Origin of the sequence: Bradyrhizobium sp. JYMT SZCCT0180 (assembly GCF_018130165.1) — a bacterium.
Lineage (GTDB): Bacteria > Pseudomonadota > Alphaproteobacteria > Rhizobiales > Xanthobacteraceae > Bradyrhizobium.
In genome coordinates this window covers 56111-79869 of the sequence record NZ_JAFCLZ010000033.1, presented here as the reverse complement: position 1 = coordinate 79869, position 23759 = coordinate 56111, and the positions used below count along the sequence as shown (strand labels likewise).

The window sequence follows — 23759 nt, the reverse complement described above, 5'->3', positions numbered from 1 at the left end:
GTGTCCGCGCTGGCGCTGGCCAACCAGAGCCAGCAGAGCGTGCTCCAGCTGCTCCGCTAAGTTCAGCCACATCAACGATCAAGGCGGCGGGGGAAACCCCGCCGCCACCATCGATCCCAAATTTCTGAATCCCGGATGGCGGCGTGTTTGCCGCGTATCTTCTCGAGAGATGTTTCGCAAACGTCGTGGGCGGCTACGCTCGCGGGGTCTTCGAGCTGGAGATAATTTGTGCCGTTACGCGTCGAATTGAAGCCGTTTGAGCGGATCGTGATCGGCGAAACCGTTCTCATCAATTCCGGCACCCGCACGTCGTTCCTGATCGACGGCGAGGCGCCGATACTTCGCGAGCGCGACACCGTTACTGCCGAAACCGCCAATACACCGGCCAAGCGGCTCTATCTCTGCGTCCAGACCATGTATCTGAAGAGCGATATCCCGAAATACCTGCCTGCGTATCAGGGCTTCCTGCGCGATCTGCGCAACAGCAGTCCGGGCGATCGCCTGGCAATCGATGCCATCAACGCCCACATTTCCAGCGGTGCGCTCTACAAGGCGCTCAAGGAAATCCGGAAACTGACGAAGCGTGAGGACGCGCGGCTGGCCGCCTGATTCACTTCGGCCTCGCGCGACGACGCAGGATGCGTCCGCTTCCTCGTCCATGAAATCATCGACCACATTTCGCGGCTGATCGCTGTTGGATTTTCAAGCGCCGGCAACTGCGTTTTGCTGGCACCATCGCGCTGTCCGCACGGTATTTTACGACAATTTATTTGGTTTATCCGTATTTGCACGGACAGTGAAATTAACGCGGACGCGAAATTCAAAAGGGTATGCCTAACAGACGACCGTTACATCGATAGTTGAAGGGCGCGCTCTGATGGATGATCTTTTGCGGGAATTCCTGACAGAGACCAACGAGAGCCTTGATACGGTCGATAATCAGTTGGTGCGGTTCGAGCAGGATCCGAGCGACGCGAAGATCCTCGATAACATCTTCCGCCTGGTGCACACGATCAAGGGCACCTGCGGCTTTCTCGGCCTGCCGCGGCTGGAAGCGCTGGCCCATGCCGGCGAGACCCTGATGGGCAAATTCCGCGACGGCATGCCGGTCACCGCCGGCGCCGTCTCGCTGATCCTGTCCTCGATCGATCGCATCAAGGAAATCCTCGCAGGGCTGGAAGCCACCGAGACCGAGCCGGAAGGCAGCGACGAGGACCTGATCGAGAAGCTGCATGAAATGGCCGAAGGTGGTAGCCATGCCGAAGCGAATTCCGAACACGCGCCCGTTCCCGTGGTCGCCGCACCCGCGGTGCAGCCGGCGATCACCGCAGGCACGCTGATCGATCAGGTGCTGGAACGGCCCTTGCGTCCGGGCGAAGTTTCGCTCGACGATCTGGAGCGCGCCTTCCGCGAGACCGCCATCGAAGTCGAACCCGCGCCCGCAGCCAGGGCCGCTACCCCCGCGCCGGAAGCCGCCAAGAAGGAAGCCAAGCCCAGAAAGGCTGCCGCCGCCGACGTCGGCGACGTGCAGGAAGCCGACAAGATCGCCAACCAGTCGATCCGCGTCAACGTGGACACGCTGGAACATTTGATGACCATGGTCTCCGAGCTGGTGCTGACCCGCAACCAGCTGTTGGAGATCTCCCGCCGCAACGAGGACACCGAGTTCAAGGTGCCGCTGCAGCGCCTCTCCAACGTCACCGCCGAACTGCAGGAAGGCGTCATGAAGACGCGGATGCAGCCGATCGGCAATGCCTGGCAGAAGCTGCCAAGGATCGTCCGCGACCTAAGCGGCGAACTCGGCAAGCAGATCGAACTGGAGATGCACGGCGCCGACACCGAGCTCGATCGTCAAGTTCTCGACCTGATCAAGGACCCGCTCACCCATATGGTGCGCAACTCCGCCGATCATGGCCTCGAGACCCCGGCCGAGCGGGCCGCCTCCGGCAAGCCCGAGCAAGGCACCATTCGTCTCTCCGCCTACCACGAGGGTGGCCACATCATCATCTGCATCGCCGACAATGGCCGCGGGCTCAACACCGAGCGGATCAAGGCCAAGGCACTGCAGAACGGGCTCGTCTCCGAGGCTGAACTGGAGAAGATGACCGAAGCCCAGATCCACAAGTTCATCTTCGCGCCGGGCTTCTCCACCGCCGCCACCGTCACCTCGGTCTCCGGCCGCGGCGTCGGCATGGACGTGGTGCGCACCAATATCGACCAGATCGGCGGCACCATCGACATCAAGTCGGTGGCCGGCGAGGGGTCTTCCGTCACCATCAAGATCCCGCTGACGCTCGCCATCGTCTCGGCCCTGATCGTGGAAGCCGGCGGCGACCGCTTTGCGATACCCCAATTGTCCGTTGTCGAGCTGGTCCGCGCCCGCGCCAACTCCGAACACCGCATCGAGCGCATCAAGGACACCGCGGTCTTAAGGCTGCGCAACAAGCTGCTGCCGCTGATGCACCTGAAGAAGCTGCTCAAGATCGACGACGGCTCCTCCTCCGACCCCGAGAACGGTTTTATCGTGGTGACGCAAGTCGGCAGCCAGACCTTTGGCATCGTGGTCGACGGCGTGTTCCACACCGAAGAAATCGTGGTCAAGCCGATGTCGACAAAACTGCGTCACATCGACATGTTCTCCGGCAACACCATCCTGGGCGATGGCGCCGTGATCATGATCATCGACCCCAACGGCTTTGCCAAAGCGCTCGGCGCCGCCGGCTCCTCCGCCCAGGGGATGGCGGACGAGAACGCGGCGGCCCACGCCAACACCGGCGAACAGCTGACCTCGCTGCTGGTGTTCCGCGCCGGTTCCAGCCAGCCCAAGGCGGTGCCGCTCGGCCTCGTCACCCGGCTGGAGGAGATCGCCACCGACAAGATCGAACTCAGTAACGGCCGCTACATGGTGCAGTACCGCGAGCAGCTGATGCCGCTGGTGCAGATGAACGGGGTCAACGTCCAGACCTCGGGCGCCCAGCCGATCCTGGTGTTCGCCGACGACGGCCGCTCGATGGGGCTGGTGGTCGACGAGATCATCGACATCGTCGAGGAGCGGCTGCACATCGAGGTCGCCGGTTCCAGTGAGGGCATTCTGGGTTCGGCCGTGATCAAGGGCCAGGCCACCGAAGTGATCGACGTCGGCCATTTCTTGCCGATGGCGTTCGCCGACTGGTTCTCCCGCAAGGAGATGCGTCCCTCGGTATCGGCGCAGTCGGTGCTCCTGGTCGACGACTCAGCCTTCTTCCGCAACATGCTGGCGCCGGTGCTCAAAGCCGCCGGCTACCGGGTGCGGGTCGCCCCCAATGCGCAGGAAGGCCTCACCGCGCTGCGCTCGGGCCAGACTTTTGATGTGGTGCTGACCGACATCGAGATGCCCGACATGAACGGGTTCGAGTTTGCCGAGACGATCCGGGCCGACCAGCACTTGAGCGCGATGCCGATCATCGCGCTGTCCTCGATGGTCTCTCCGGCGGCGATCGAACGCGGGCGGCAGGCCGGCTTCCACGATTACGTCGCCAAGTTCGACCGTCCCGGCCTGATCGCGGCGCTGAAGGAACAGACCGCTGGCGAGACCAGGCGCGCGGCATAAGGCTAAAGGCAAGACATCATGACAACCAAGACCGACACCATCGAGGGCACCGTGGTCGAATACGTCACCGCCGTGATCGGCGGGCAGCTGTTCGGCCTGCCGATCTCCCGCGTCCAGGACGTGTTCATGCCGGAACGGCTGACCCGCGTTCCCCTGTCCTCGGCCGAGATCGCCGGCGTGCTCAACCTGCGCGGCCGCATCGTCACGGTCGTCGACATGCGCGCCCGGCTCGGGCTGCCCAAAAACGACGACGGCAAGCCGCCGATGGCGGTTGGCGTCGACCTGCGCGGCGAATCCTACGGCCTCTTGATCGACCAGATCGGCGAGGTGCTCAGGCTCCCGGACGACAGCCGCGAGGAAAACCCCGTCAATCTCGACCCCCGCATGGCCAAGCTCGCCGGCGGCGTCCACCGCCTCGACGGCCAGCTCATGGTCGTCCTCGATGTCGATCGCGTCCTCGAAATCGTGCCCACCACACTCGCAGCATAGAACGATCGGCATAAGGAGGCCGAAAAATGAAAACATGTCTTGTTGTCGATGATTCCAGCGTCGTTCGCAAAATCGGGCGTCGCATCCTGGAAGAGATGGGCTTTGAGATCACCGAGGCTGAGGACGGTGAGAAGGCGCTCGAAGTCTGCAAGCGCGCCATGCCGGATGCCGTCCTGCTCGACTGGAACATGCCCGTGATGGACGGTTATGAATTCCTCGGCCATCTGCGCCGATTGCCCGGCGGCGATGTGCCCAAGGTGGTGTTCTGCACCACCGAAAACGGCATGGACCATATCTCGCGCGCGCTGCATGCCGGCGCTAACGAATACATCATGAAGCCGTTCGACAAGGACATCGTCGCCGACAAGTTCAAGGAAGTCGGCTTGATCGAAGTCACCGAACCGACACCCGTCTAAATCCTTTTCCGCTTGCCGTTGAGAGGCCACCCGTGACCCCGCCAGACTATGAGTATCTGCGTAAGCTCCTGAAGGATCATTCCGGTCTCGACCTGTCCGCAGACAAACAGTACCTGATCGAAAGCCGCCTGCTGCCGCTGTCGCGCAAATGCGGCCTCGCCGGCATCAGCGAACTCGTGCAGAAAATGAAGGGCGGCGCGCCAGCGATTGTCGCCCAGGTGGTCGAAGCCATGACCACCAACGAGACCTTCTTCTTCCGCGACAAGGTGCCGTTCGATCATTTCCGCGATTCGATCATGCCCGAGGTGCTGAAGGCACGCGCGGCCCGCAAGAGCATCCGGATCTGGTGCGCCGCCGGTTCGACCGGGCAGGAGCCGTATTCGCTGGCCATGTCGCTGAAGGAAATGAGTGCGGCACTTGCCGGATGGCGGGTTGAAATCATCGCGACCGATCTCTCCCAGGAAGTGCTCGAGAAATCCAAAGCCGGCATCTACAGCCAGTTCGAGGTCCAGCGCGGCCTGCCGATCCAGATGCTGGTCAAATATTTCAAGCAGAACGGCGAGCTCTGGCAGATCAATGCCGACATCCGCGCCATGGTGCAGCACCGGCAACTCAATCTGCTGCACGATTTTTCGCAGCTCGGAATGTTCGACGTCATCTTCTGCCGCAACGTTCTGATCTATTTCGATCAGGACACCAAGATCAACATCTTCGGCCGTCTTGCCAAGTCGATGGAAGCGGACGGCTTCCTGGTGCTGGGCGCGGCGGAGACGGTGGTAGGCTTGACCGATGTCTTCAAGCCATTTCCGGACAAGCGCGGGCTCTATCGGCCGAACGCCGCGCGTGCGGCGACGGCAGCGATGCCGAAAATTGCGGCAATGGCGGGGCGTTGAGGAATGTCGGACGAGAGCAAGGCAGCCGAGCGCGTCACGTTCAGCCGGGGTTACGACGTCTGTATCATGGCAATTGACGGAACCTGGCGCCGGGATTGCCAACTCAACTCGATCTCTGATACCGACGCCACGTTGACCGTGGAAGGCTCCATTCAAGGCCTCAACCTCAAGGAGTTCTTTCTGTTGCTGTCGTCGACCGGGCTCGCCTATCGCCGCTGCGAATTGGTGCGCGTCAACGGCACGGACATGGATATTCATTTCCTGAGGGGCAAGCACGCCAAGAAGCGACCGGGCGCGACGTCGAAGTCCGATGAGATGATGTCCTGAGCGGCTAGCTTCCGCACCGAACCGCCGGTCAGGCGGTGAAACCGCGCCTTGTGGAAAGGCCGGAGCAACGTCCGGCGCGGGATGGCGGCAAAACGCCCGCTGGCACAGGCTGGCCGGTTCGATGTCTTCAATTTTCAGATGGCCGTAGTGGGCGGGCTGCTGCCTTACGCGCTGAGAACCGAAAGCGCCGGCGGGCCCCAGACATAATCGCTGGCGCCGTGCTCCGGCATATTGGACGGTGTCATGGGATCGAGCAGCGAGTGGAGGGCGATGGCAAGATTGGCGTCACAGGCCTTCAACGCCACGGTCGCCCTGACATAGGGCGGCGTCACGTCATCGAGCACAACGACATTGGTGGAGATGTCCTGGCTGCCGGACGCGGTTTCGCGGGCGATCTCCTGTTCGATCAGCCTCAGGCTCGCCTGAACATGCTCGATCAGGGATATGACATCCGATACCACCGAGCGGTACGCGTTACCTCGGTCGTCAGGTTCGATCGCGATGCCGCCGCCTTGGGGGTTCTGCATAACTGCACTCCTCGGGCTACTTTTTAGGTGCGCGTTGCTACTTGTGCGTTAAGCCAACGTCCCGTACAAATACGGGGGCGTTTTGATGCGGTATGGAGTTGAGTACCGATATCGGGTGCGCGTCACGTTTCACCATGCATGGAAGATGAAACATGGCTGAGAAAGCCCACTCCCGCGGGGAGATCTTTGTAGTCGATGACGACCCCGCCGTTCGCGACACGCTTTCCATGGTGCTGTCGGCTGGCGGTTATCAGGTCATCTGTTTCGCCGACGGCGCGGCATTGCTGGCCGTTGCAAGAACCCGGACGCCGTCCTGCATCCTGCTCGACGTGCATATCCCCGGCAAATCGGGCCTCGACATCCTGAAGGAACTGCACGGCGAGGACTATCCTGCGCCGATCTTCATGATCTCCGGGCAAGGCGACATCTCGATGGCCGTCAACGCCATCAAGAGCGGCGCGCTGGACTTCATTGAAAAGCCGTTCCGTGGCAGCGAGATCGTCGCACGGCTCGACGAGGCGATCGAGGCCTATGCGCGCCGGCAGGCGGAAAACAACTCCGCGTCCCGGATCGCGACGCTGCATTTTCCCGGACGCGAACCGCTCACCCGCCGCGAACGCGAGGTGCTCGAGCAGTTCACCGCCGGCGCGTCCAACAAGGAAGCGGGCAGGCACCTTGGAATCAGCCCGCGGACCATCGAGGATCACCGCGCCAACATCATGAAGAAGCTCGGGGCACGCAACGCCGCCGACCTGGTCCGAATCGTGATGACCACTTCGCGTCAAGCGTGAGTGGACGACGCAGCTTTCGCGAGAATACGCGGCAGCTGTAGGCCGCTAGAGCGTATTCCAGCGAAGTGGACACCGGTTCGCGTCAAGAAAACGCGTCAAATCTAGAATGTAGAGCCCCGTTCCGATTTAATCGGAACGGAAAAGGCTCTAGTCGCCGAGGGCCTTGCGGATCATGATGGCCATATCCGATTTGCGATAAGGCTTGGCCAGCAGCAGCACGCCCTCGTCGAGCCGGCCGTGGTGGATGATCGCGTTTTCGGTATAGCCTGACGTGAACAGCACTTTCAGCCCGGGTTTGATTTTCAGCATCTCGTTGGCGAGCTGGCGGCCGTTGAGGCCGGGCATGATCACGTCGGTGAACAGCAGGTCGAATGGACGGCCGGCGTTGACGATCGCGAGCGCCTCCGTCGCGTTTCCCGCATCCAGCGTGACGTAGCCGAGCGAATGCAATTGCGTCAGCACGTAATTGCGCACCAGCGCGTCGTCTTCGACCACCAGGATCGTCTCATTGCCGCCCTCGACCGTGGGCCCGTGGCTCGGCACGGCCGCAAGCGACGTGCCTGAGGCCGGCGGCAGGTACATCTTGATCGTCGTGCCGTGGCCTTCCTCGCTGTAGATCATGACGTGGCCGGCGGATTGCTTGACGAAGCCGTAGACCATGCTGAGCCCGAGGCCGGTTCCCTTGCCGGGCCCCTTCGAAGTGAAGAACGGATTGAACACCTTGTCGAGGATCGCTGCCGGAATACCGGTTCCGGTATCGCTGACCGCGATCATCGCGTAGCGGCCCGGCCGGACGTCATTGTGCGTCCTGGCGTAATGCTCATCGAGTACGACCATGCCGGTTTCGATGATCAGCTTGCCTCCGTCAGGCATCGCATCGCGGGCGTTGAGGGCGAGATTGAGGATGGCGGTGGCCAGTTGATTGGGATCGACGATCGCCGGGCAGGATTCGTCTTCAAACACCGATTCGATCTCGACATGCTCGCCGAGCGTCCGCTGCAGCAGTTTCGCGGTGTCGATGATCAGCGTATTGACGTCGGTTTCCTGAGGCTCGAGCGGCTGCTTGCGGGCGAATGCCAATAGATGCTGGGTGAGGTCGGCGCCGCGCGACGCGGCTTCGTCAATCATCCGCGTGATGGCCGCGAGTTGCGGCTCGTCCTTGACGGCGTCGGCCAGGATTTCGATCGTTCCGGTGATGACGGTCAGGATGTTGTTGAAATCATGCGCGATGCCGCCGGTGAGCTGGCCGACGGCTTCCATCTTCTCGGACTGCCGGATGCGGTCCTCGGTGGCGATCTTCTCGGTGAGGTCGCGTATGAAACCGTTGAACACGAAGCCGTTGCGGCGCTTTAGCGCGGTGACGCTCAGTTCGACCTTGATCTCCTTGCCGTCGCGGCGCACCGCGTCGATCTCGAGACGGCGGCCGAGGATCACGCCTTCACCAGTGCGCAGGAACCGTTCCAGGCCGGCCGCGTGCGCGTCGCGATGGACGTATGGAATGATCAGTTCGCTGAGTTTTGCTCCGACCGCTTCATCACGTGTCCAGCCGAAGATGTTCTCGGCTTGCGAATTCCAGTCCGCGATCGTGCCCTGATCATCCATCTGGACAAAGGCATCGAGCGCCGTGTTGATGATCCCGCGGGCCAGCTGGGCGCTTTCACGCAAGGTTTCCTGCGCCCGGCGGGTCTCGGTCATGTCGCGGCCGACAAAGAAGAACCGTCTCACCGGGTGGGACCAGACCCCGAGCCAGGACAGCCACACTTCGCGTCCGCTCTTGTGGAAGCAACGCGTGTCCGCAATCGTCGGGCGTTGCCCGCGCCGCAGGGCGCGCAATTCCTGGCGCGAGTTCTCGAGATGATCGGGATGGATGAAGTCTTCTCCACTGCGGCCTATCATCTCGCCGGGCGAGTAGCCCAGGATGACGGCGCAGCTCGGGCTGATCTGGACCACGGATCCCTGTGAATCCGTCACCATGATCAGGTCCTGCGAAGTCTCGAAGACGCGGCGAAGCTCCTCGGCCTGCTGGCGCAGCGCCAGCCGGGTCTTGTTGCTGTCGGTAATGTCGCGGGCAACCTTCGATATGCCGATGGTGGCACCCGAGGGCGCCTTGATCGGCGAAATGCTGAGCGAAACCTCGACCGGCGTGCCGTCCTTGCGAAGGCGCGTAGTTTCGTTGTGCTCGATGCTTTCGCCCCAGCCGATCCGGCGCAGGATGTCCTGCGCCTCGGGCAGCCGGCCGGCGGGCATCAGGATCGCGATGTTCTTGCCTGCCGCTTCCGCCGCGCTGTATCCGTACAGACGTTCCGCAGCCGAGTTCCAGCCGGTGATCGTGCCGTCGAGCGACGTCGTGATGATCGCGTCGTTGGATGATTCGACCGCCGCGCTGAACAGGCGCTCGCGCTCGGCGTGGTGGTCGCGCGCCGCGATGGTGCGGCGATGCTCCTGAACCTCCTGCTGCAGTGCTGCGGTCTTCTCGTTGACCTCCTCGATCACTTTCGCGAACGCGCGCGCCAGCACGCCGGTCTCGCCGCGAGCGTCAACCGGAATGGCGACTTTCCCGTTCCGGGCGGCGCCCTGTACGGCGGCGGTCAGACGAACGATCGGCCGGGTCAGCGACCTCGCGATCAGCAGGGCCAGCACCGCCGCGCACAGTACGGCGATCGTTCCGACCAGAAGGGAGGTGTTCCTGATGCTGGCGGCCGGCGCCATGATCACGGCATTGGGGGTGGTTTCGATCACGCCGACCCATTCGGTACCAGCCAGCAGGGCAGGCGCCAGAGCTATCCCGCCCGGGCGGGCCGCGTGATCCGGTGCAATATCGGCGATGCCCCGGGATGTCCCCGCCTGCGGCGCCAGTTGGGGAAAGTCGGCTTTCCAGTCGTTGGGCGTGCCGAGCAGCGTGCCGAACTCGCGTGAACGATCGGGATGAATGAGGTAGTCGCCCTGCCGGTTGACGAGGTAGATCGTCTCGCCCGGCAACACCGACGACCGCACGCGGTCGAATGCCCGCCGCATATCGACATTGATCATGAAAATGCCGAACAGCTTGCCGTCATCGGCGAAGACCGGCGTCGCGATCCGAATCGTCGGCCTGTGCCTCTCCTCGATCAGTCCATCGCGGCGCCCAAGATCGAGCGGCGAAACGTAGATTTGTCCGGGACCGAGCGCGAGCGTTTCCGTGAAATAGTTTCGGTTGCTTCGCTTCTGCAGTCCCTCTTCGGGAACGATCCGAACCGTGTCGTTTGGGCCCATGCGGTCGACGCGGACGATCTCACGGCCGTGATCATCGAAGCTGAAGATCCGCAACATCGCATAGGTGGGCTTGGCTTCGAGCTCCGCCGCAAAGCGGGTTGCTATCCGGTCGCGCCAAGTCTTTTCGGAGACGCCATCCACCGGGTCGATGCCGCCCGCCCGTCGGGCGCGGACCAATCCGTGCAGCGCCGCCGCCGAACGAAAGCCCGCGACATCTCCGGTCGCGCTGGCTGCGTGATATTCGAGGTCGGTCGCCACCTGCCGCGAATGCGTCTCGATGCGGTCGCGGGCGCGCAGCAGCAGTGCCTGTTCCAGGTTGCGATAGCTCAGCCAGCCGACCGCGGAAACCGCGAGCGCGACCAACGCAATCATGGCGATGGCAAGCCTGGTTGTGAGCGTCATCTTTTGATTCGTTCGCCCTCCCGTTCATCCCGGGCAAGCGGCTGGGCGAACCCGGCAATGCTATTTCGCATTACGGGCAGGAAGCAACTCCGCCGGGGGCGTGGGACGAACTTGACGACAGGCGTTTGGCGGCCTCAAGGCAGCTCGTGACCGTCGCCAGCAGGGCCGCCGGTTTGAACGGCTTCTGCAGACTGGAGACGGCGCCAAGCTTGGTCGCCATGGTCAGGAAGTCGGGGGCGGCGCCTTCTTCCGAAGATATCGGCCGTCCCGAGATCACGACGATCGGGATCAGTGGCCGCAGCTGGTGAGCCAGCCGCATGGTCTCGAACCCGTCCATTCCCGGCATGAAGATGTCGAGAAACAGCAGATCGAAATCTTCCTTTTCGAACAGCGCAAGCCCCTTACGGCCGTCACCGGCGGTGACCACGCTATGGCCTGCGCGCTCGAGCAACAGGCGGACGGTGGCCTGAACCGCGGTATCGTCGTCTACAATCAGTATTCTTGCCAAAAGAAGGTTCTCCGGGCGCCCGCTGGAATCAGATCAACGGCAGGTTGCGATTTTCGCTGAAACCTTGTTCTCCTGCAACGGTTTCCCGGCTGCAGATGTTCCTGCCAAAAACCGTATATCGCCTGTCGTCGGGTAGACAGCGCAATTTGCCGCCGCAACGGAGCCGTTTCGTCCTGATGGCGCGGGTAATCTGCGGCGTTCAGTCGCTCAGATATTCCGGATACCGTGCCCGGATCTGGGCGAGTTCGCTGAGCGTTCCCGACAGATGGGTGCGCAGATGCTTCTGCGCCCCGTCCGGATCGCCGGCGTCGATTGCCTTGGCGATCAGCCTGTGGTGCCGCACGATGTCCTGCGCCTTGCCGGGGGAGGGCAGATGCAGCCGGCGCAGCCGGTCGATATGCCCGCTGCGGCTGCGCACCAGCGTCCAGATGTCCTGCTTGGCGGCCGCCGTGTAGAGCTGGGCGTGGAATTCATTGTCGGCGGCCATGAACTTCTCGAACTCGCCGGCCTTGGCGAATTGCTGTTGGCGCAGGATTGTTCCATTCAGCTCGGCGACGAACGCTTCGTCATGGCTGATCGCCAGGGCGCGCACGATCTCCAGCTCGACCGCCTGCCGCAAGAAATGCGCCTGCTGGGCCAATCGCACATCGACCCGGCTGACCACGGTCGCATATTGCGGGAACACGTCGACCAGGCCTTCCTCTTCCAGCCGCATCAGGGCGTCGCGGATCGGCGTCGAACTGATTCCGAACTGCCCGGCCAAAGCGGCCCGCGACAGCGGCGATCCCGGCGGCAGTTCCAGCGAAATGATCATGCCGCGCAGGCGCTCGAAAACCTGGGGCGCAGCCTGCCGGTCGCGATCGAGCCGCTCGGGGGAACGCGGTGCGGCGCGGCGGGCGGCGATTGGCGTTGGCCCCATCGGAACAGCGGTCCTTTCAGAAGGCGCTTGCCTCAAATACACTAATACATTAGTGCATCTCCAAGAAGCCTGTCAACTGGGCGTCAATGCGTAGAGACCGCCGGAGGAAACAACGATGAAGAGTATGATGTGGCGCGCCGCCGCAGGCGCAATCGCGGCACTCGGAATGACGCTGTCGGGCGTGCCCGCGCTGGCGCAACAGAAAAGCGAGATCGCGCTGTCGCGGCAGCCCGGCATTTTCTACATGCCGTCGCACATCATGGAAAAGCAGAAGCTGATCGAAAAGCACGCCGCGGCGCTCGGCGTGCCCGGCGTGTCAACCAAATGGATCAATCTGAGCGGCGGCGGTGCGCAGACCGACGCGCTGCTTGCCGGCGGCGTCGACATCCTCAACACCGGCACCGGCAATCTGCTGTTGCTGTGGGATCGCACCCGCGGCGGCGTCAAGGGCATCGTCGCGACCTCCGCGCAGCCGATGACGCTGATCAGCCGCGACGCCCATATCAAGTCACTGAAAGATATCGGCCCCAACGACAAGATCGCGGTGCCGACCGTCAAGGTCTCGACGCAGGCCATCGTGCTGCAGATCGCCGCCGCCGAACTGTTTGGCGCCGATCAATGGTCGAAGCTCGATCCCAACACCGTGCAGCTCGGTCATCCCGACGCCTATGTGGCGATGACCAACGCCCAGCACGAGGTCCGCAATCATTTTGCGATCCCGCCGTTCACGTTCCTCGAACTGAAGAACGTGGCCGGCGCGCATGTCGTGCTGTCGTCGCCCGACGTGATGGGCGGACCGCTCAGCCAGGCGCAGTTCTTCACCACCACCAAATTCGCCGACGCCAATCCGAAGATCGTCCAGGCGGTGCGCGACGCCACCAAGGAAGCGCAGGACCTGATCCGCAGCGATACCAAGGCGGCGGTGGAAATCTACAAGGAGGTCACCGGCGACAAGACCAGCGTCGAGGATCTGCTGGCCTGGCTCAAGGAGCCCGGCATGATGGAGTGGAACCTGCAGCCGCAGGGCACCATGAAATTCGCCAACCATCTGTTCAAGGTCGGCACGCTGAAGACCCAGCCCAAGGCGTGGACGGATTATTACCTGCCGATGTCGCACGACCTGAAGGGCAATTGACCAAATGACGGCGCTTCTCGACGTCAGCGACGTAACGCTACGCTACAAGACCTCGAGCGCGGTGGTGACCGCGACCGAGCGGGTCAGTTTTACGGTCGATCGTTCCGATCGCTTCGTGCTGCTCGGCCCCTCCGGTTGCGGCAAGTCGACATTGCTGAAAGCGGTCGGTGGCTACATGACGCCGAGCGAAGGCAAGATGCGGATCTCGGGCCGCGAGATCACGGAGCCCGGCGCCGACCGGATGATGATCTTCCAGGAGTTCGACCAGTTGTTGCCCTGGAAGACCGTGCTGGAAAACGTCATGTTCCCGCTTCTGATGACGCGGCGGTTGCCGCGCAAGGAGGCCGAGGTTCGCGCCCGCGCCTACATCGAGAAGGTCAGCCTCACCCGCGTCGTCGATTCCTATCCGCATACGCTGTCGGGCGGCATGAAGCAGCGCGTTGCGATCGCGCGCGGCATGGCGATGGAGCCGGACATCCTCCTGATGGACGAGCCGTTCGCCGCGCTCGATGCGCTGACGCGGCGCACCTGCCAGGACGAATTGCTGCAGCTCTGGGCCGAAACCAAGTTCACCGTGCTGTTCGTCACCCATTCGATCGCGGAAGCGATCAAGATCGGCAACCGCATTCTGCTGCTGTCGCCGCATCCCGGCCGGGTCAAGGCCGAGATTGTCGACGTCGATCAGGTCTCCAGCGAAGACGGCAGTGCCGCCCGGCTCGAAAAGCAGATTCACGATCTGCTGTTCTCGAACGCCGAAACAGAAACCGCAGCGGCGCACTGAGAGGTACATGCGATGGGTGAAGCGAGAATCCTGCTGCGCGATACCGCCGCAGTGGCCGCGTCAGTGGAGGTGGAGCGTAAGCTCTCCGTCCTCGAATTGCTGTGGAACGACGGCTTTGTCCGCAAGGGCGTGATCATCCTGTTCCTCGCGGTGGTGTGGGAAGCCTACGGCACCTACCTCGACAATCCGCTGCTGTTCCCGACCTTTCACGACACCATCATGACGATGTGGGAAAAAGTACGCGACGGCACCATCCCGATGCGCGCCTGGGCGTCGCTGAAAGTCCTGTTCATGGGCTATGCGGCCGGCATCGTGCTCGCCGCGATCTTCACCATCCTGGCGATCTCCACCCGCATTGGCACGGATTTTCTTGAAACCGTCACCGCGATGTTCAACCCGCTGCCGGCGATCGCGCTGCTGCCGCTGGCGCTGATCTGGTTCGGGCTCGGCAATGGCAGCCTCGTCTTCGTGCTGATCCATTCGGTGCTGTGGCCGGTCGCGCTCAATACCCATTCCGGCTTCAAGAGCGTGTCGAACACGCTGCGCATGGTCGGCCGCAATTACGGCCTGCGCGGCCTGCCTTACGTGGCGCGGATCCTGATTCCGGCGGCGTTCGGCTCGATCCTGACCGGCCTGAAGATCGGCTGGGCGTTCGCCTGGCGCACGCTGATTGCCGCCGAACTGGTGTTCGGCGTCTCATCCGGTCAGGGCGGGCTCGGCTGGTTCATCTTCGAAAACCGCAATTTGCTTGACATACCTGCTGTCTTCGCCGGCCTGTTGACGGTGATCATCATTGGCTTGATCGTGGAAAACCTGATCTTCCGCACTATCGAGCGCAACACCGTCCAGAAATGGGGTACTCAATCATGAGCAGCAAAAACAAGACCCCCGACCAGCTTCGCAGCGCGCGCTGGTTCGCGCCCGACGATCTTCGCGCCTTCGGCCATCGCTCCCGTGCGATGCAGATGGGCTACGCGCCGGAGGAGTGGAAGGGCCGCCCCGTCATTGCGATCCTCAACACCTGGTCGGACGCGCAGCCCTGCCACATGCATTTCAAGTCCCGCGTCGACGACGTCAAGCGCGGCATCCTGATGGCCGGCGGTTTTCCGATGGAGCTGCCGGCGCTGTCGCTGTCGGAATCGTTCCTGAAGCCGACCACGATGCTCTATCGCAACATGCTGGCAATGGACGCCGAGGAACTGCTGCGCGGCCATCCCGTCGACGGCGTCGTGCTGATGGGCGGTTGCGACAAGACGACGCCAGGCCTTTTGCTGGGCGCCACCAGCATGGGCCTGCCGACGATCTATCTGCCGGCCGGGCCGATGCTGCGCGGCAACTGGAAGGGCAAGACGCTGGGCTCCGGTTCGGACGCCTGGAAATTCTGGGACGAGCGGCGTGCCGGAAAAATCTCCGACAAGGATTGGGTCGATGTCGAGGCCGGCATCGCCCGCAGCTACGGCACCTGCATGACCATGGGCACCGCCTCGACCATGACGGCGATCGCCGAGTCGATCGGCATGACCCTGCCGGGCGCGTCCTCGATCCCGGCCGCCGATGCCGGCCATATCCGCATGGCATCCGAATGCGGCCGCCGCATCGTCGAGATGGTGTGGGAGGATTTGACGCCGAACAAGATCCAGACCCGAAAAGCCTTCGAGAACGCGATCACGGTGGCGATGGCGATGGGCTGCTCGACCAACGCGATCATCCATCTGATCGCGCAGGCTCGCCGCGCCGGTCAGGACATCGGGCTCGACGATTTCGAGATCGCCAGCCGCAAGGTGCCTGTCATCGCCAATGTGCGTCCGAGCGGCGACACATATCTGATGGAGGATTTCTTCTATGCCGGCGGCTTGCCGGGCCTGATGAGCCGCATCAGGGAGCATCTGCACCTCGACGTCATGACCGTGACCGGCCAGACGCTTGGCGAGAACATTGCGCGCGCCGAAGTCTATAATGACGACGTCATCCGCACGGTGAAGGATCCGATCTATGCCGAGGGCGCGCTCGCGGTGCTGAAGGGCAATCTCGCGCCCGATGGCTGCGTGATCAAACCGTCCGCCTGCGAGCCGCGCTTCCTCAAGCACACCGGGCCGGCGCTGGTGTTCGACGATTACCCCTCGATGAAGAAGGCGATCGACGATCCCGATCTCGATGTGACCGCGGACCACGTGCTCATCCTGCGCAATGCCGGGCCGCAGGGCGGCCCGGGCATGCCGGAATGGGGCATGCTGCCGATTCCAACCAAGCTGGTAAAGCAAGGCGTGCGAGACATGGTACGGCTGTCGGATGCGCGCATGAGCGGCACCAGCTACGGCGCCTGCATCCTGCATGTCTCGCCGGAATCCTACATCGGCGGCCCGCTGGCGCTGGTGAAGAACGGCGACCGCATCACGCTCGACGTCAACGCCCGCACCATCAACCTCGATGTGCCCCAGGCGGAGCTTGCAAAGCGTCGCGCGGAATGGAAGGCGCCGGAACGCCGGTTCGAGCGCGGCTATGGCTGGATGTTCACCAAGCACATCAAGCAGGCCAACGAAGGTTGCGATTTCGATTTTCTGGAGACTGGCTTTGGCAAGCCGGTGGGAGAGCCGTCGATCTACTAGCCTCGTCGTTCCGGGATGGTCCGAAGGACCAGACCCGGAACCTCGAGATTCCGGGTTCGATGCTACGCATCGCCCCGGAATGACAAGAGAGACCATTACCAAACAAAAAATATCCCAGGGAGGACCACCATGAGCATCACACGACGCAACATCCTCGCCGCAGCCGGCGCCACCGCGGCCACCACGCTTCTCTCGCGTGCCGCAGGTGCACAATCATTTCCGTTCACGATGAACCAGCGCTATCCCGATCCGTCGGTGCAGATCCTCGATCCGAGCTTTGCAAAATACCGGATCTATTCGTCCACGATCGAACAGGTCGCTACCGGGATGCGTTGGGCCGAAGGCCCGGCCTATTTCCCCGAGGGTGGCTATCTCCTGTACTCCGACATCCCGAACAACCGGATCATGAAGTTCGACGAGAAGACCAACCAGACCAGCGTGTTCCGGAGCCCCGCCAACTATGCCAACGGCAACACGCGCGATCGCCAGGGCCGCCTCGTCACCTGCGAGCATTCGGTGACCCGCCGTGTCACCCGCACCGAGAAGGACGGCAAGATCACGGTGCTGGCCGACAAGTTCGAAGGCAAGCGGCTGAATGCGCCGAACGACGTCGTGGTGAAGTCCGACGAGAGCATCTGGTTCACCGATCCCTTGTTTGGCATCAATGGCGAGTGGGAGGGCAACAAGGAAAAGCCCGAACAGGCCACCACCAACGTCTACCGCATCGACAAGGACGGCAAGATTTCAGCCGTCATTACCGACATCGTCAATCCGAACGGCCTGGCGTTCTCGCCCGACGAAAAGAAGCTTTATGTCGTCGAGTGGAAGGGCTCCCCCAACCGCAGCATCTGGGCCTATGACGTCAACGCCGACGGCGGACTCGGCAGCCGGACCAAGCTGATCGACGCCGCCGACCAGGGCGCGCTCGACGGCTTCCGGGTCGATCGCGACGGCAATCTGTGGTGCGGCTGGGGCAGCAACGGTGCATTGCAGGCCGAACCGACCGAAATCGGCGGACGAAGAGTCTTCCAGCTCAAGGGCAAGTCCGAAGACCTCGATGGCGTGATGGTGTTCAACGCCGCCGGCAAGCCGCTCGCCTTCATCCGGCTGCCGGAGCGTTGCGCCAACCTCTGTTTCGGCGGGCCGAAGAACAACCGCCTCTATATGACGAGCTGCCACTCCGTGTACGCGCTGTATGTGGAGTCGCATGGCGCGGTGTGATTAAAGTTGTCGTTCCGGGGCGCGCGAAGCGCGAGCCCGGAATCCATACGCCCGATCGTGGTTATGGATTCCGGGCCTGCGCCAAGCGGCGCATCCCGGAATGACGAATTAGGATAGAGAAAATGACAAAACTGAGCGACGCCACCCGCAACAAACTCAAAACCGTCTCCACCGCCACCGTCGCCACCGCGCTGTTCAAGCGCGGCCTCCGCATCCAGATGATCCAGGATGTGCATCCGCTCGGGCCGAATCAGCCGGTGCTGGTCGGGGAAGCCTTCACCCTGCGCTACATGCCGGCGCGCGAGGACCTCAACAAGATCGAGGTGTTCCGCGACCGTGCCCATCCGCAGCGCAAGGCGATCGAAGACTGCCCGCCCGGCGCGGTGCTTGTCATGGACAGCCGCAAGGATGCGCGGGCGGCTTCGGCCGGCGCCATCCTGGTGACGCGGCTGATGAAGCGCGGCGCGGCCGGCGTCATCACCGACGGCGGGTTTCGCGATTCGGCTGAAATCGCCGCGCTCGGCTTTCCCGCCTACCACCAGCGGCCGAGCGCGCCGACCAATCTGACGCTGCACCAGGCGATCGAGATCAACGTGCCGATCGGCTGCGGCGACGCGCCGGTGTTCCCCGGCGACGTCATTCTCGGCGACAGCGACGGCGTGATCGTGATCCCCGCGCATCTTGCGGACGAAATCGCCGACGAGGCGGTCGAGATGACAGCGTTCGAGGATTTTGTTACCGAGGAGGTGCGCAAGGGCCGTTCGATCCTCGGCCTCTACCCCGCAACCGACGAGCAAACGCCCAAGGATTTTGCGGCTTGGCGCAAGGCCAACAGACGGTAGTTTCCGTTCCCCGGCTCTGCAGCGCAGCGCGAAGCGGTGCGCTGCAGAGCCGGGGTCCATGACCGCGGAAGACAAGTATGGGTCCCGGCTCTGCGGAGCAGCGTTACACGCTGCACCGCGTCCGGGACGCGAGATTTGAAGAAGACACAACGATGGAGAAACCACCCATGCTGATGTTCAACAATCTGATCGACGGCGAATGGCTGTCCGATGGCGCCCGCGCGCCAAACGTCAACCCATCCGATACCAAGGACGTCATCGGCCAGGCCGTGCGCGGCACGCGCGCGCAGGCCGAGGCCGCGATATCAGCTGCAAAAGCCGCATTCCCGGCCTGGTCGCGATCGACGCCGCAAGTGCGCTACGACATCCTGAAGAAGGCGTCGGACGAAATCCTCGCGCGCAAGGACGAACTCGGCCGACTGCTGTCGCGTGAGGAAGGCAAGACGCTGCCGGAAGGCATCGGCGAAGTCGCGCGCGCCGGGCAGATCTTTGCGTTCTTTGCCGGCGAATGCCTGCGGATGGCGGGCGAGAAGCTCGCTTCGGTGCGCCCCGGCATCGACATCGAGATCACGCGCGAAGCGCTCGGTGTCGTCGGCCTGATCACGCCGTGGAATTTCCCGATCGCGATACCGGCCTGGAAGATCGCGCCGGCGCTGGCCTATGGCAACACTGTGGTGATCAAGCCCGCCGACCTCGTGCCGGGCTCGTCGTGGGCGCTGGTCGATATCCTGCACCGCGCCGGTCTGCCCAAGGGCGTGCTCAACCTCGTGCTTGGGCGCGGCTCCGAAGTTGGCGCCGTCCTGCTCGAACATCCTGATGTCGCGGCCATCAGCTTCACCGGCTCGGTCTCCACCGGCCAGAAGGTTGCCGCTGCCTGCATCGCCTCGCGGCCGATGAAGAAGTTTCAGCTCGAGATGGGCGGCAAGAATCCGCTGGTCGTTCTTGACGACGCCGACCTGAAGGTCGCGGTGGAATGCGCCGCCAACAGCGCGTTCTTTTCCACCGGCCAGCGCTGCACCGCCGCTTCGCGCCTGATCGTCACATCAGGGATCCACGACAAGTTCGTCGAGGCCCTGACCGAGCGGATGCGCGGCCTGAAGATCGACGACGCCGTCAAGGCCGGCACCGATATCGGCCCCGTCGTCGACCAGAGCCAGCTCGATCAGGATCTCAAATATATCTCGATCGGCAAGGATGAGGGAGCAAAACTCGCCTTCGGTGGCGAGCGCCTCAACCGCGATGCGCCCGGCTTCTATCTGCAGCCGGCCCTGTTCACCGACGTGAGCAACAAAATGCGGATAGCGCGCGAGGAAATTTTTGGGCCGGTGGCCGCGGTCATCAGGGTCAAGGATTATGCCGAAGCGCTGGCGACCGCGAATGACACCGACTTCGGCCTGTCATCCGGTATCTGCACGACCAGCCTGAAATACGCCAGCGACTACAAGCGCAATTCCGAGGCCGGCATGGTGATGGTCAATCTGCCGATCGCCGGCGTCGACTACCACGTGCCGTTCGGCGGCCGAAAAGGCTCCAGCTTCGGCGCCCGCGAACAAGGCCGCTACGCCGCGGAGTTTTATACGACGGTGAAGACGGCTTACACGTTGCCGTAACAATTGCGGGCGGTGCCTTCTTAACCTCTCCCCGCCTGCGGGGAGAGGTCGGATCGCCCTTGCGATCCGGGTGAGGGGGTACCGCTCTCACCGCACCTTCAGTATTCGCGGATAGAGCCCCTCACCCCAACCCTCTCCCCGTGAAGGACGGGGAGAGGGAGCGAGCTACACCTTTGCCCGCCCAAAGCGCAAAGCCCTCACTCCGCCGGATGGCGCGCGGCGTGTCCCACCGATGCCTCGCCGTGCTGCGTCAGCGGCCGGTTACCGGCCAAGGCGCGCAGCAGCACGTAGAACATCGGCGTAAAGAAGATGCCGAACGCCGTGACGCCGATCATGCCTGAAAACACCGCAACCCCCATGGCATGACGCATCTCGGAACCTGCGCCGGTGGAGATCACCAGCGGCACCACGCCCATGATGAAGGCAAGCGAGGTCATCAGGATCGGCCGCAGCCGCAAGCGGCTGGCTTCGATCGCGGCCTGCACCGGCGTACGTCCGGCGAACTCCAGCTCGCGCGCGAACTCCACGATCAGGATGGCATTCTTGGCCGACAATCCCACCAGCACGATCAACCCGATCTGCGTGAACACGTTGTTGTCGCCCCTGGTGAGCCAGACGCCGAGCATCGCCGCCAGCAATCCCATCGGCACGATCATGATGATCGACAGCGGCAAGGTCAGGCTCTCGTATTGCGCGGCGAGCACCAGGAATACCAGCAATAGCGCCACCGGAAACACGATCAGCGACGAATTGCCGGCAATGATTTCCTGATAGGTCAGGTCGGTCCACTCGAACGCGATGCCCTTCGGAAAGGTCTCTGCCGCGATCTTCTCCACCGCTGCCTGAGCCTGCCCGGTCGAATAGCCGGGCGCCGCACCGCCATTGAGGTCGGCGGTGAGGAAGCCGTTGTATCGCATGGCGCGTTCCGGCCCGGCGCTCTCCTTGATTTTCAGCAGCGCCGATAGCGGCACCATCTCGCCGGTGTCGGAGCGCACCTTCAGCAGCCCAACATCGTCGGCGCGGGCGCGAAATTTCGCGTCCGCCTGCACCCGCACCGAATAGGTGCGGCCGAATTTGTTGAAGTCGTTGACGTAGAGCGAGCCGAGATAGATCTGCATGGTATCGAATACGCTGGTGACGGGCACGCTGAGCTGCCGCGCCCGGGTGCGGTCGATATCGGCATAAAGCTGCGGCACGTTGACCTGATAGCTGGAGAACAGCCCGGCCAGTTGCGGCGCCGCGCCGGCCTTGGCGATGAACGCCTTGGTGGCGTCGTTGAGCGCCTCATAGCCCAGCCCGGCGCGATCCTCGATCTGCAGCTTGAAGCCGCCGATAGTGCCCAATCCCGCCACAGGCGGCGGCGGGAACATGGCAATGAAGGCTTCCTGGATCGCGGAAAACTTGCCGTTGAGCTGGCCGGCGATCGCGCCCGCGCTGAGATTGGCAGCCTTGCGCTCTTCGAACGGCTTCAACGTGACGAACACGATTCCCGAATTAGAGCTGTTGGTAAAACCGTTGATCGACAGGCCGGGAAACGCCACGGCGCTTTCGACGCCCGGCAGCTTCAAGGCGATATCGCCCATGCGGCGGATCACCTCTTCGGTGCGGTCCAGCGTCGCACCGTCGGGCAGTTGTGCGAAGCCGACCAGGTACTGCTTGTCCTGGCCGGGCACGAAGCCGCCGGGCACCGCCTTGAACAGCCCATAAGTGACGCCGATCAGCGCGACATAGGCGACCATCACGATCGCCCGCCGCGAGATCACCCGCTTGACGCCGCTGCCATAGGCTTCGGAACTGCGATGAAAGAAGCGGTTGAAGCGCCGGAAGAACCAGCCGAGCACGCGGTCCATGCCACGGGTCAGCGCGTCCTTTGGCGCGTCGTGGGATTTCAGCAGCACGGCGGCCAGCGCCGGCGACAGCGTCAGCGAATTGAATGCCGAGATTACCGTCGAGATCGCGACCGTCAGCGCGAACTGCTTGTAGAATTGGCCGGTCAACCCGGTGATGAACGCCAACGGCACGAACACCGCGATCAGCACCAGCGCGATCGCGATGATCGGCCCGGTCACTTCCTGCATTGCCTGATACGCCGCCTCCTTTGGCGTCAGCCCCTGCTCGATGTTGCGCTCGACGTTCTCGACCACGACGATGGCGTCATCGACCACGATGCCGATCGCCAGCACCAGCCCGAACAGGGTCAACGCGTTGATCGAGAAACCGAACACATGCATGACGGCAAAGGTGCCGATGATGGAAACCGGCACGGCGATCAGAGGAATGATCGACGCACGCCAGGTCTGCAGGAACAGGATGACCACCAGCACCACGAGGGCAACGGCTTCCAACAGCGTGTGCACCACCGCCTCGATCGAGGCGCGAACGAATTGCGTGGGGTCATAGACGATACTGTAATCCATGCCGTCGGGCATGTTCGCCTTCAGCTCGACCATCATCTTGCGGACGGTGTCGGAGATCTGGATCGCATTGGAGCCCGGCGACTGGAAGATCGGCACCGCGACCGCGGACTTGTTGTCCAGCAGCGACCGCAGCGAATAGTCCGCTGCACCGAGCTCGATCCGGGCGATGTCGCGCAGCCTCGTGACTTCGCCATTGGCGCCGTTCTTGACGATGATTTCGCCGAACTCCTCCTCGGTCTGCAGCCGTCCCTGCGCGTTGATGGAAAGCTGCAAATCGAGCCCGACCTCGCTTGGCGACGCGCCGACCACGCCGGCCGCGGCTTGCACGTTCTGGGCGCGGATCTCGCGCACCACGTCGGAAGCCGACAGCCCGCGCTCGGCGACCTTCTGCGGATCGAGCCAGACCCGCATCGAATAGTCGCCGGAACCGAACAACTGTACCTGGCCGACACCTTCGATGCGCGCCAGCCGATCCTTGACGTTGAGCACGGCGTAGTTGCGCAAATAGGTCATGTCGTAGCGGCCATTCGGCGACAACAAATGCACCACCATGGTGAGATCAGGCGCGCTCTTGATCGTGGTGATGCCGAGGGTGCGGACTTCGGCGGGGAGCCGCGGCTCGGCCTGCGCCACGCGGTTCTGCACCAGTTGCTGTGCCTTGTCGGGATCAGTGCCGAGGCGGAACGTGACGTTGAGCGTCATCAATCCGTCTGTCGTGGCCTGGCTGCTCATGTAGAGCATGCCTTCGACCCCGTTGATCTGCTCCTCGATCGGCGTCGATACCGTCTCGGCGATGACCTTGGGGTTGGCGCCCGGATATTGCGCGCGCACCACCACTGTCGGCGGCGCGACTTCCGGATATTCCGAGATCGGCAACGCCGGCAGCGACAGCAGGCCCGCCACAAAGATCAGGGTCGACAGCACGCCCGCAAAAATCGGTCGATCGATGAAGAATCTGGAAAAATTCATGACATGGTCTCGCTGATATCAAGGGTTTTCGGAGCGCAAGGCTCCCGGCGCGGCCGACACGTGAT

At 63.0% G+C, this 23759-nt stretch carries 19 protein-coding genes; 14 read left to right on the top strand and 5 right to left on the bottom strand.

Annotation, left to right across the window (positions count from 1 at the left end):
* The first annotated feature begins 228 nt into the window (after nucleotides 1-228).
* The 6 genes from flbT to JQ641_RS34570 all read left to right on the top strand — a co-directional run bounded on the left by flbT (nucleotide 229) and on the right by JQ641_RS34570 (nucleotide 5714).
* A complete protein-coding gene (flbT, locus tag JQ641_RS34595; protein WP_192740890.1) occupies nucleotides 229-609 on the top strand; it encodes a flagellar biosynthesis repressor FlbT in 381 nt (126 codons plus the stop codon).
* 268 nt (nucleotides 610-877) lie between these two features.
* Nucleotides 878-3589, top strand: coding sequence for a hybrid sensor histidine kinase/response regulator (locus JQ641_RS34590; protein WP_212001084.1), 2712 nt, complete (start codon nucleotides 878-880; stop codon nucleotides 3587-3589).
* Nucleotides 3590-3607: 18 nt separating this feature from the next.
* Nucleotides 3608-4078, top strand: a complete 471-nt coding sequence (locus tag JQ641_RS34585) for a chemotaxis protein CheW (RefSeq protein ID WP_212001082.1) — start codon at nucleotides 3608-3610, stop codon at nucleotides 4076-4078.
* Between the two features lie 26 nt (nucleotides 4079-4104).
* Nucleotides 4105-4494 carry a response regulator gene (locus JQ641_RS34580; protein ID WP_212001080.1) on the top strand — a complete coding sequence of 130 codons (390 nt, stop codon included), beginning with the start codon at nucleotides 4105-4107 and terminating at the stop codon, nucleotides 4492-4494.
* Nucleotides 4495-4526: 32 nt separating this feature from the next.
* Nucleotides 4527-5387: a CheR family methyltransferase gene (locus tag JQ641_RS34575; RefSeq protein WP_192735702.1), complete on the top strand. Its 861-nt coding sequence runs from the start codon at nucleotides 4527-4529 to the stop codon at nucleotides 5385-5387.
* Nucleotides 5388-5390: 3 nt separating this feature from the next.
* Nucleotides 5391-5714, top strand: coding sequence for a PilZ domain-containing protein (locus JQ641_RS34570; RefSeq protein WP_212001079.1), 324 nt, complete (start codon nucleotides 5391-5393; stop codon nucleotides 5712-5714).
* A 164-nt stretch (nucleotides 5715-5878) separates the two neighbouring features.
* On the opposite strand, the gene JQ641_RS34565 is transcribed toward JQ641_RS34570, so the two are convergent.
* Nucleotides 5879-6241 carry a hypothetical protein gene (locus JQ641_RS34565; RefSeq protein WP_212001078.1) on the bottom strand — a complete coding sequence of 121 codons (363 nt, stop codon included), beginning with the start codon at nucleotides 6239-6241 and terminating at the stop codon, nucleotides 5879-5881.
* A 152-nt stretch (nucleotides 6242-6393) separates the two neighbouring features.
* Between JQ641_RS34565 and JQ641_RS34560 the strand changes: the two genes are divergently transcribed.
* Nucleotides 6394-7032, top strand: a complete 639-nt coding sequence (locus JQ641_RS34560; protein ID WP_212001077.1) for a response regulator transcription factor — start codon at nucleotides 6394-6396, stop codon at nucleotides 7030-7032.
* Between the two features lie 147 nt (nucleotides 7033-7179).
* Here the strand turns inward: JQ641_RS34560 and JQ641_RS34555 are convergent, their stop codons facing one another.
* From JQ641_RS34555 to JQ641_RS34545, 3 genes are all read right to left on the bottom strand, one after another.
* Nucleotides 7180-10686, bottom strand: a complete 3507-nt coding sequence (locus tag JQ641_RS34555) for a PAS domain S-box protein (protein ID WP_212001075.1) — start codon at nucleotides 10684-10686, stop codon at nucleotides 7180-7182.
* 70 nt (nucleotides 10687-10756) lie between these two features.
* A complete protein-coding gene (locus JQ641_RS34550) occupies nucleotides 10757-11194 on the bottom strand; it encodes a response regulator (RefSeq protein ID WP_212001073.1) in 438 nt (145 codons plus the stop codon).
* 199 nt (nucleotides 11195-11393) lie between these two features.
* Nucleotides 11394-12113, bottom strand: a complete 720-nt coding sequence (locus JQ641_RS34545) for a GntR family transcriptional regulator (RefSeq protein ID WP_212001070.1) — start codon at nucleotides 12111-12113, stop codon at nucleotides 11394-11396.
* Between the two features lie 127 nt (nucleotides 12114-12240).
* On the opposite strand from JQ641_RS34545, the gene JQ641_RS34540 reads away from it, so the two are divergent.
* The 7 genes from JQ641_RS34540 to JQ641_RS34510 all read left to right on the top strand — a co-directional run bounded on the left by JQ641_RS34540 (nucleotide 12241) and on the right by JQ641_RS34510 (nucleotide 20308).
* Complete coding sequence (locus tag JQ641_RS34540) at nucleotides 12241-13248, top strand: ABC transporter substrate-binding protein (RefSeq protein ID WP_502755026.1); 1008 nt, start codon at nucleotides 12241-12243, stop codon at nucleotides 13246-13248.
* 4 nt (nucleotides 13249-13252) lie between these two features.
* Entirely contained in the window at nucleotides 13253-14029 is a 777-nt protein-coding gene (locus JQ641_RS34535; protein WP_212001068.1) for an ABC transporter ATP-binding protein, read from the top strand.
* A 12-nt stretch (nucleotides 14030-14041) separates the two neighbouring features.
* A complete protein-coding gene (locus JQ641_RS34530; RefSeq protein ID WP_212001066.1) occupies nucleotides 14042-14899 on the top strand; it encodes an ABC transporter permease in 858 nt (285 codons plus the stop codon).
* A complete protein-coding gene (gene araD, locus JQ641_RS34525; RefSeq protein ID WP_212001060.1) occupies nucleotides 14896-16635 on the top strand; it encodes an L-arabinonate dehydratase in 1740 nt (579 codons plus the stop codon). Before JQ641_RS34530 ends, araD begins: the two co-directional genes overlap by 4 nt.
* A gap of 129 nt (nucleotides 16636-16764) precedes the next feature.
* Nucleotides 16765-17856 (top strand): SMP-30/gluconolactonase/LRE family protein, encoded by a 1092-nt coding sequence (locus JQ641_RS34520; protein WP_212001059.1) that lies wholly within the window; start codon nucleotides 16765-16767, stop codon nucleotides 17854-17856.
* Between the two features lie 122 nt (nucleotides 17857-17978).
* Nucleotides 17979-18698, top strand: a complete 720-nt coding sequence (locus JQ641_RS34515) for a ribonuclease activity regulator RraA (protein WP_212001058.1) — start codon at nucleotides 17979-17981, stop codon at nucleotides 18696-18698.
* Between the two features lie 167 nt (nucleotides 18699-18865).
* Nucleotides 18866-20308 carry an aldehyde dehydrogenase family protein gene (locus JQ641_RS34510; RefSeq protein WP_212001106.1) on the top strand — a complete coding sequence of 481 codons (1443 nt, stop codon included), beginning with the start codon at nucleotides 18866-18868 and terminating at the stop codon, nucleotides 20306-20308.
* Nucleotides 20309-20505: 197 nt separating this feature from the next.
* On the opposite strand, the gene JQ641_RS34505 is transcribed toward JQ641_RS34510, so the two are convergent.
* Entirely contained in the window at nucleotides 20506-23694 is a 3189-nt protein-coding gene (locus JQ641_RS34505) for an efflux RND transporter permease subunit (protein ID WP_212001056.1), read from the bottom strand.
* Between the last annotated feature and the right edge of the window lie 65 nt (nucleotides 23695-23759).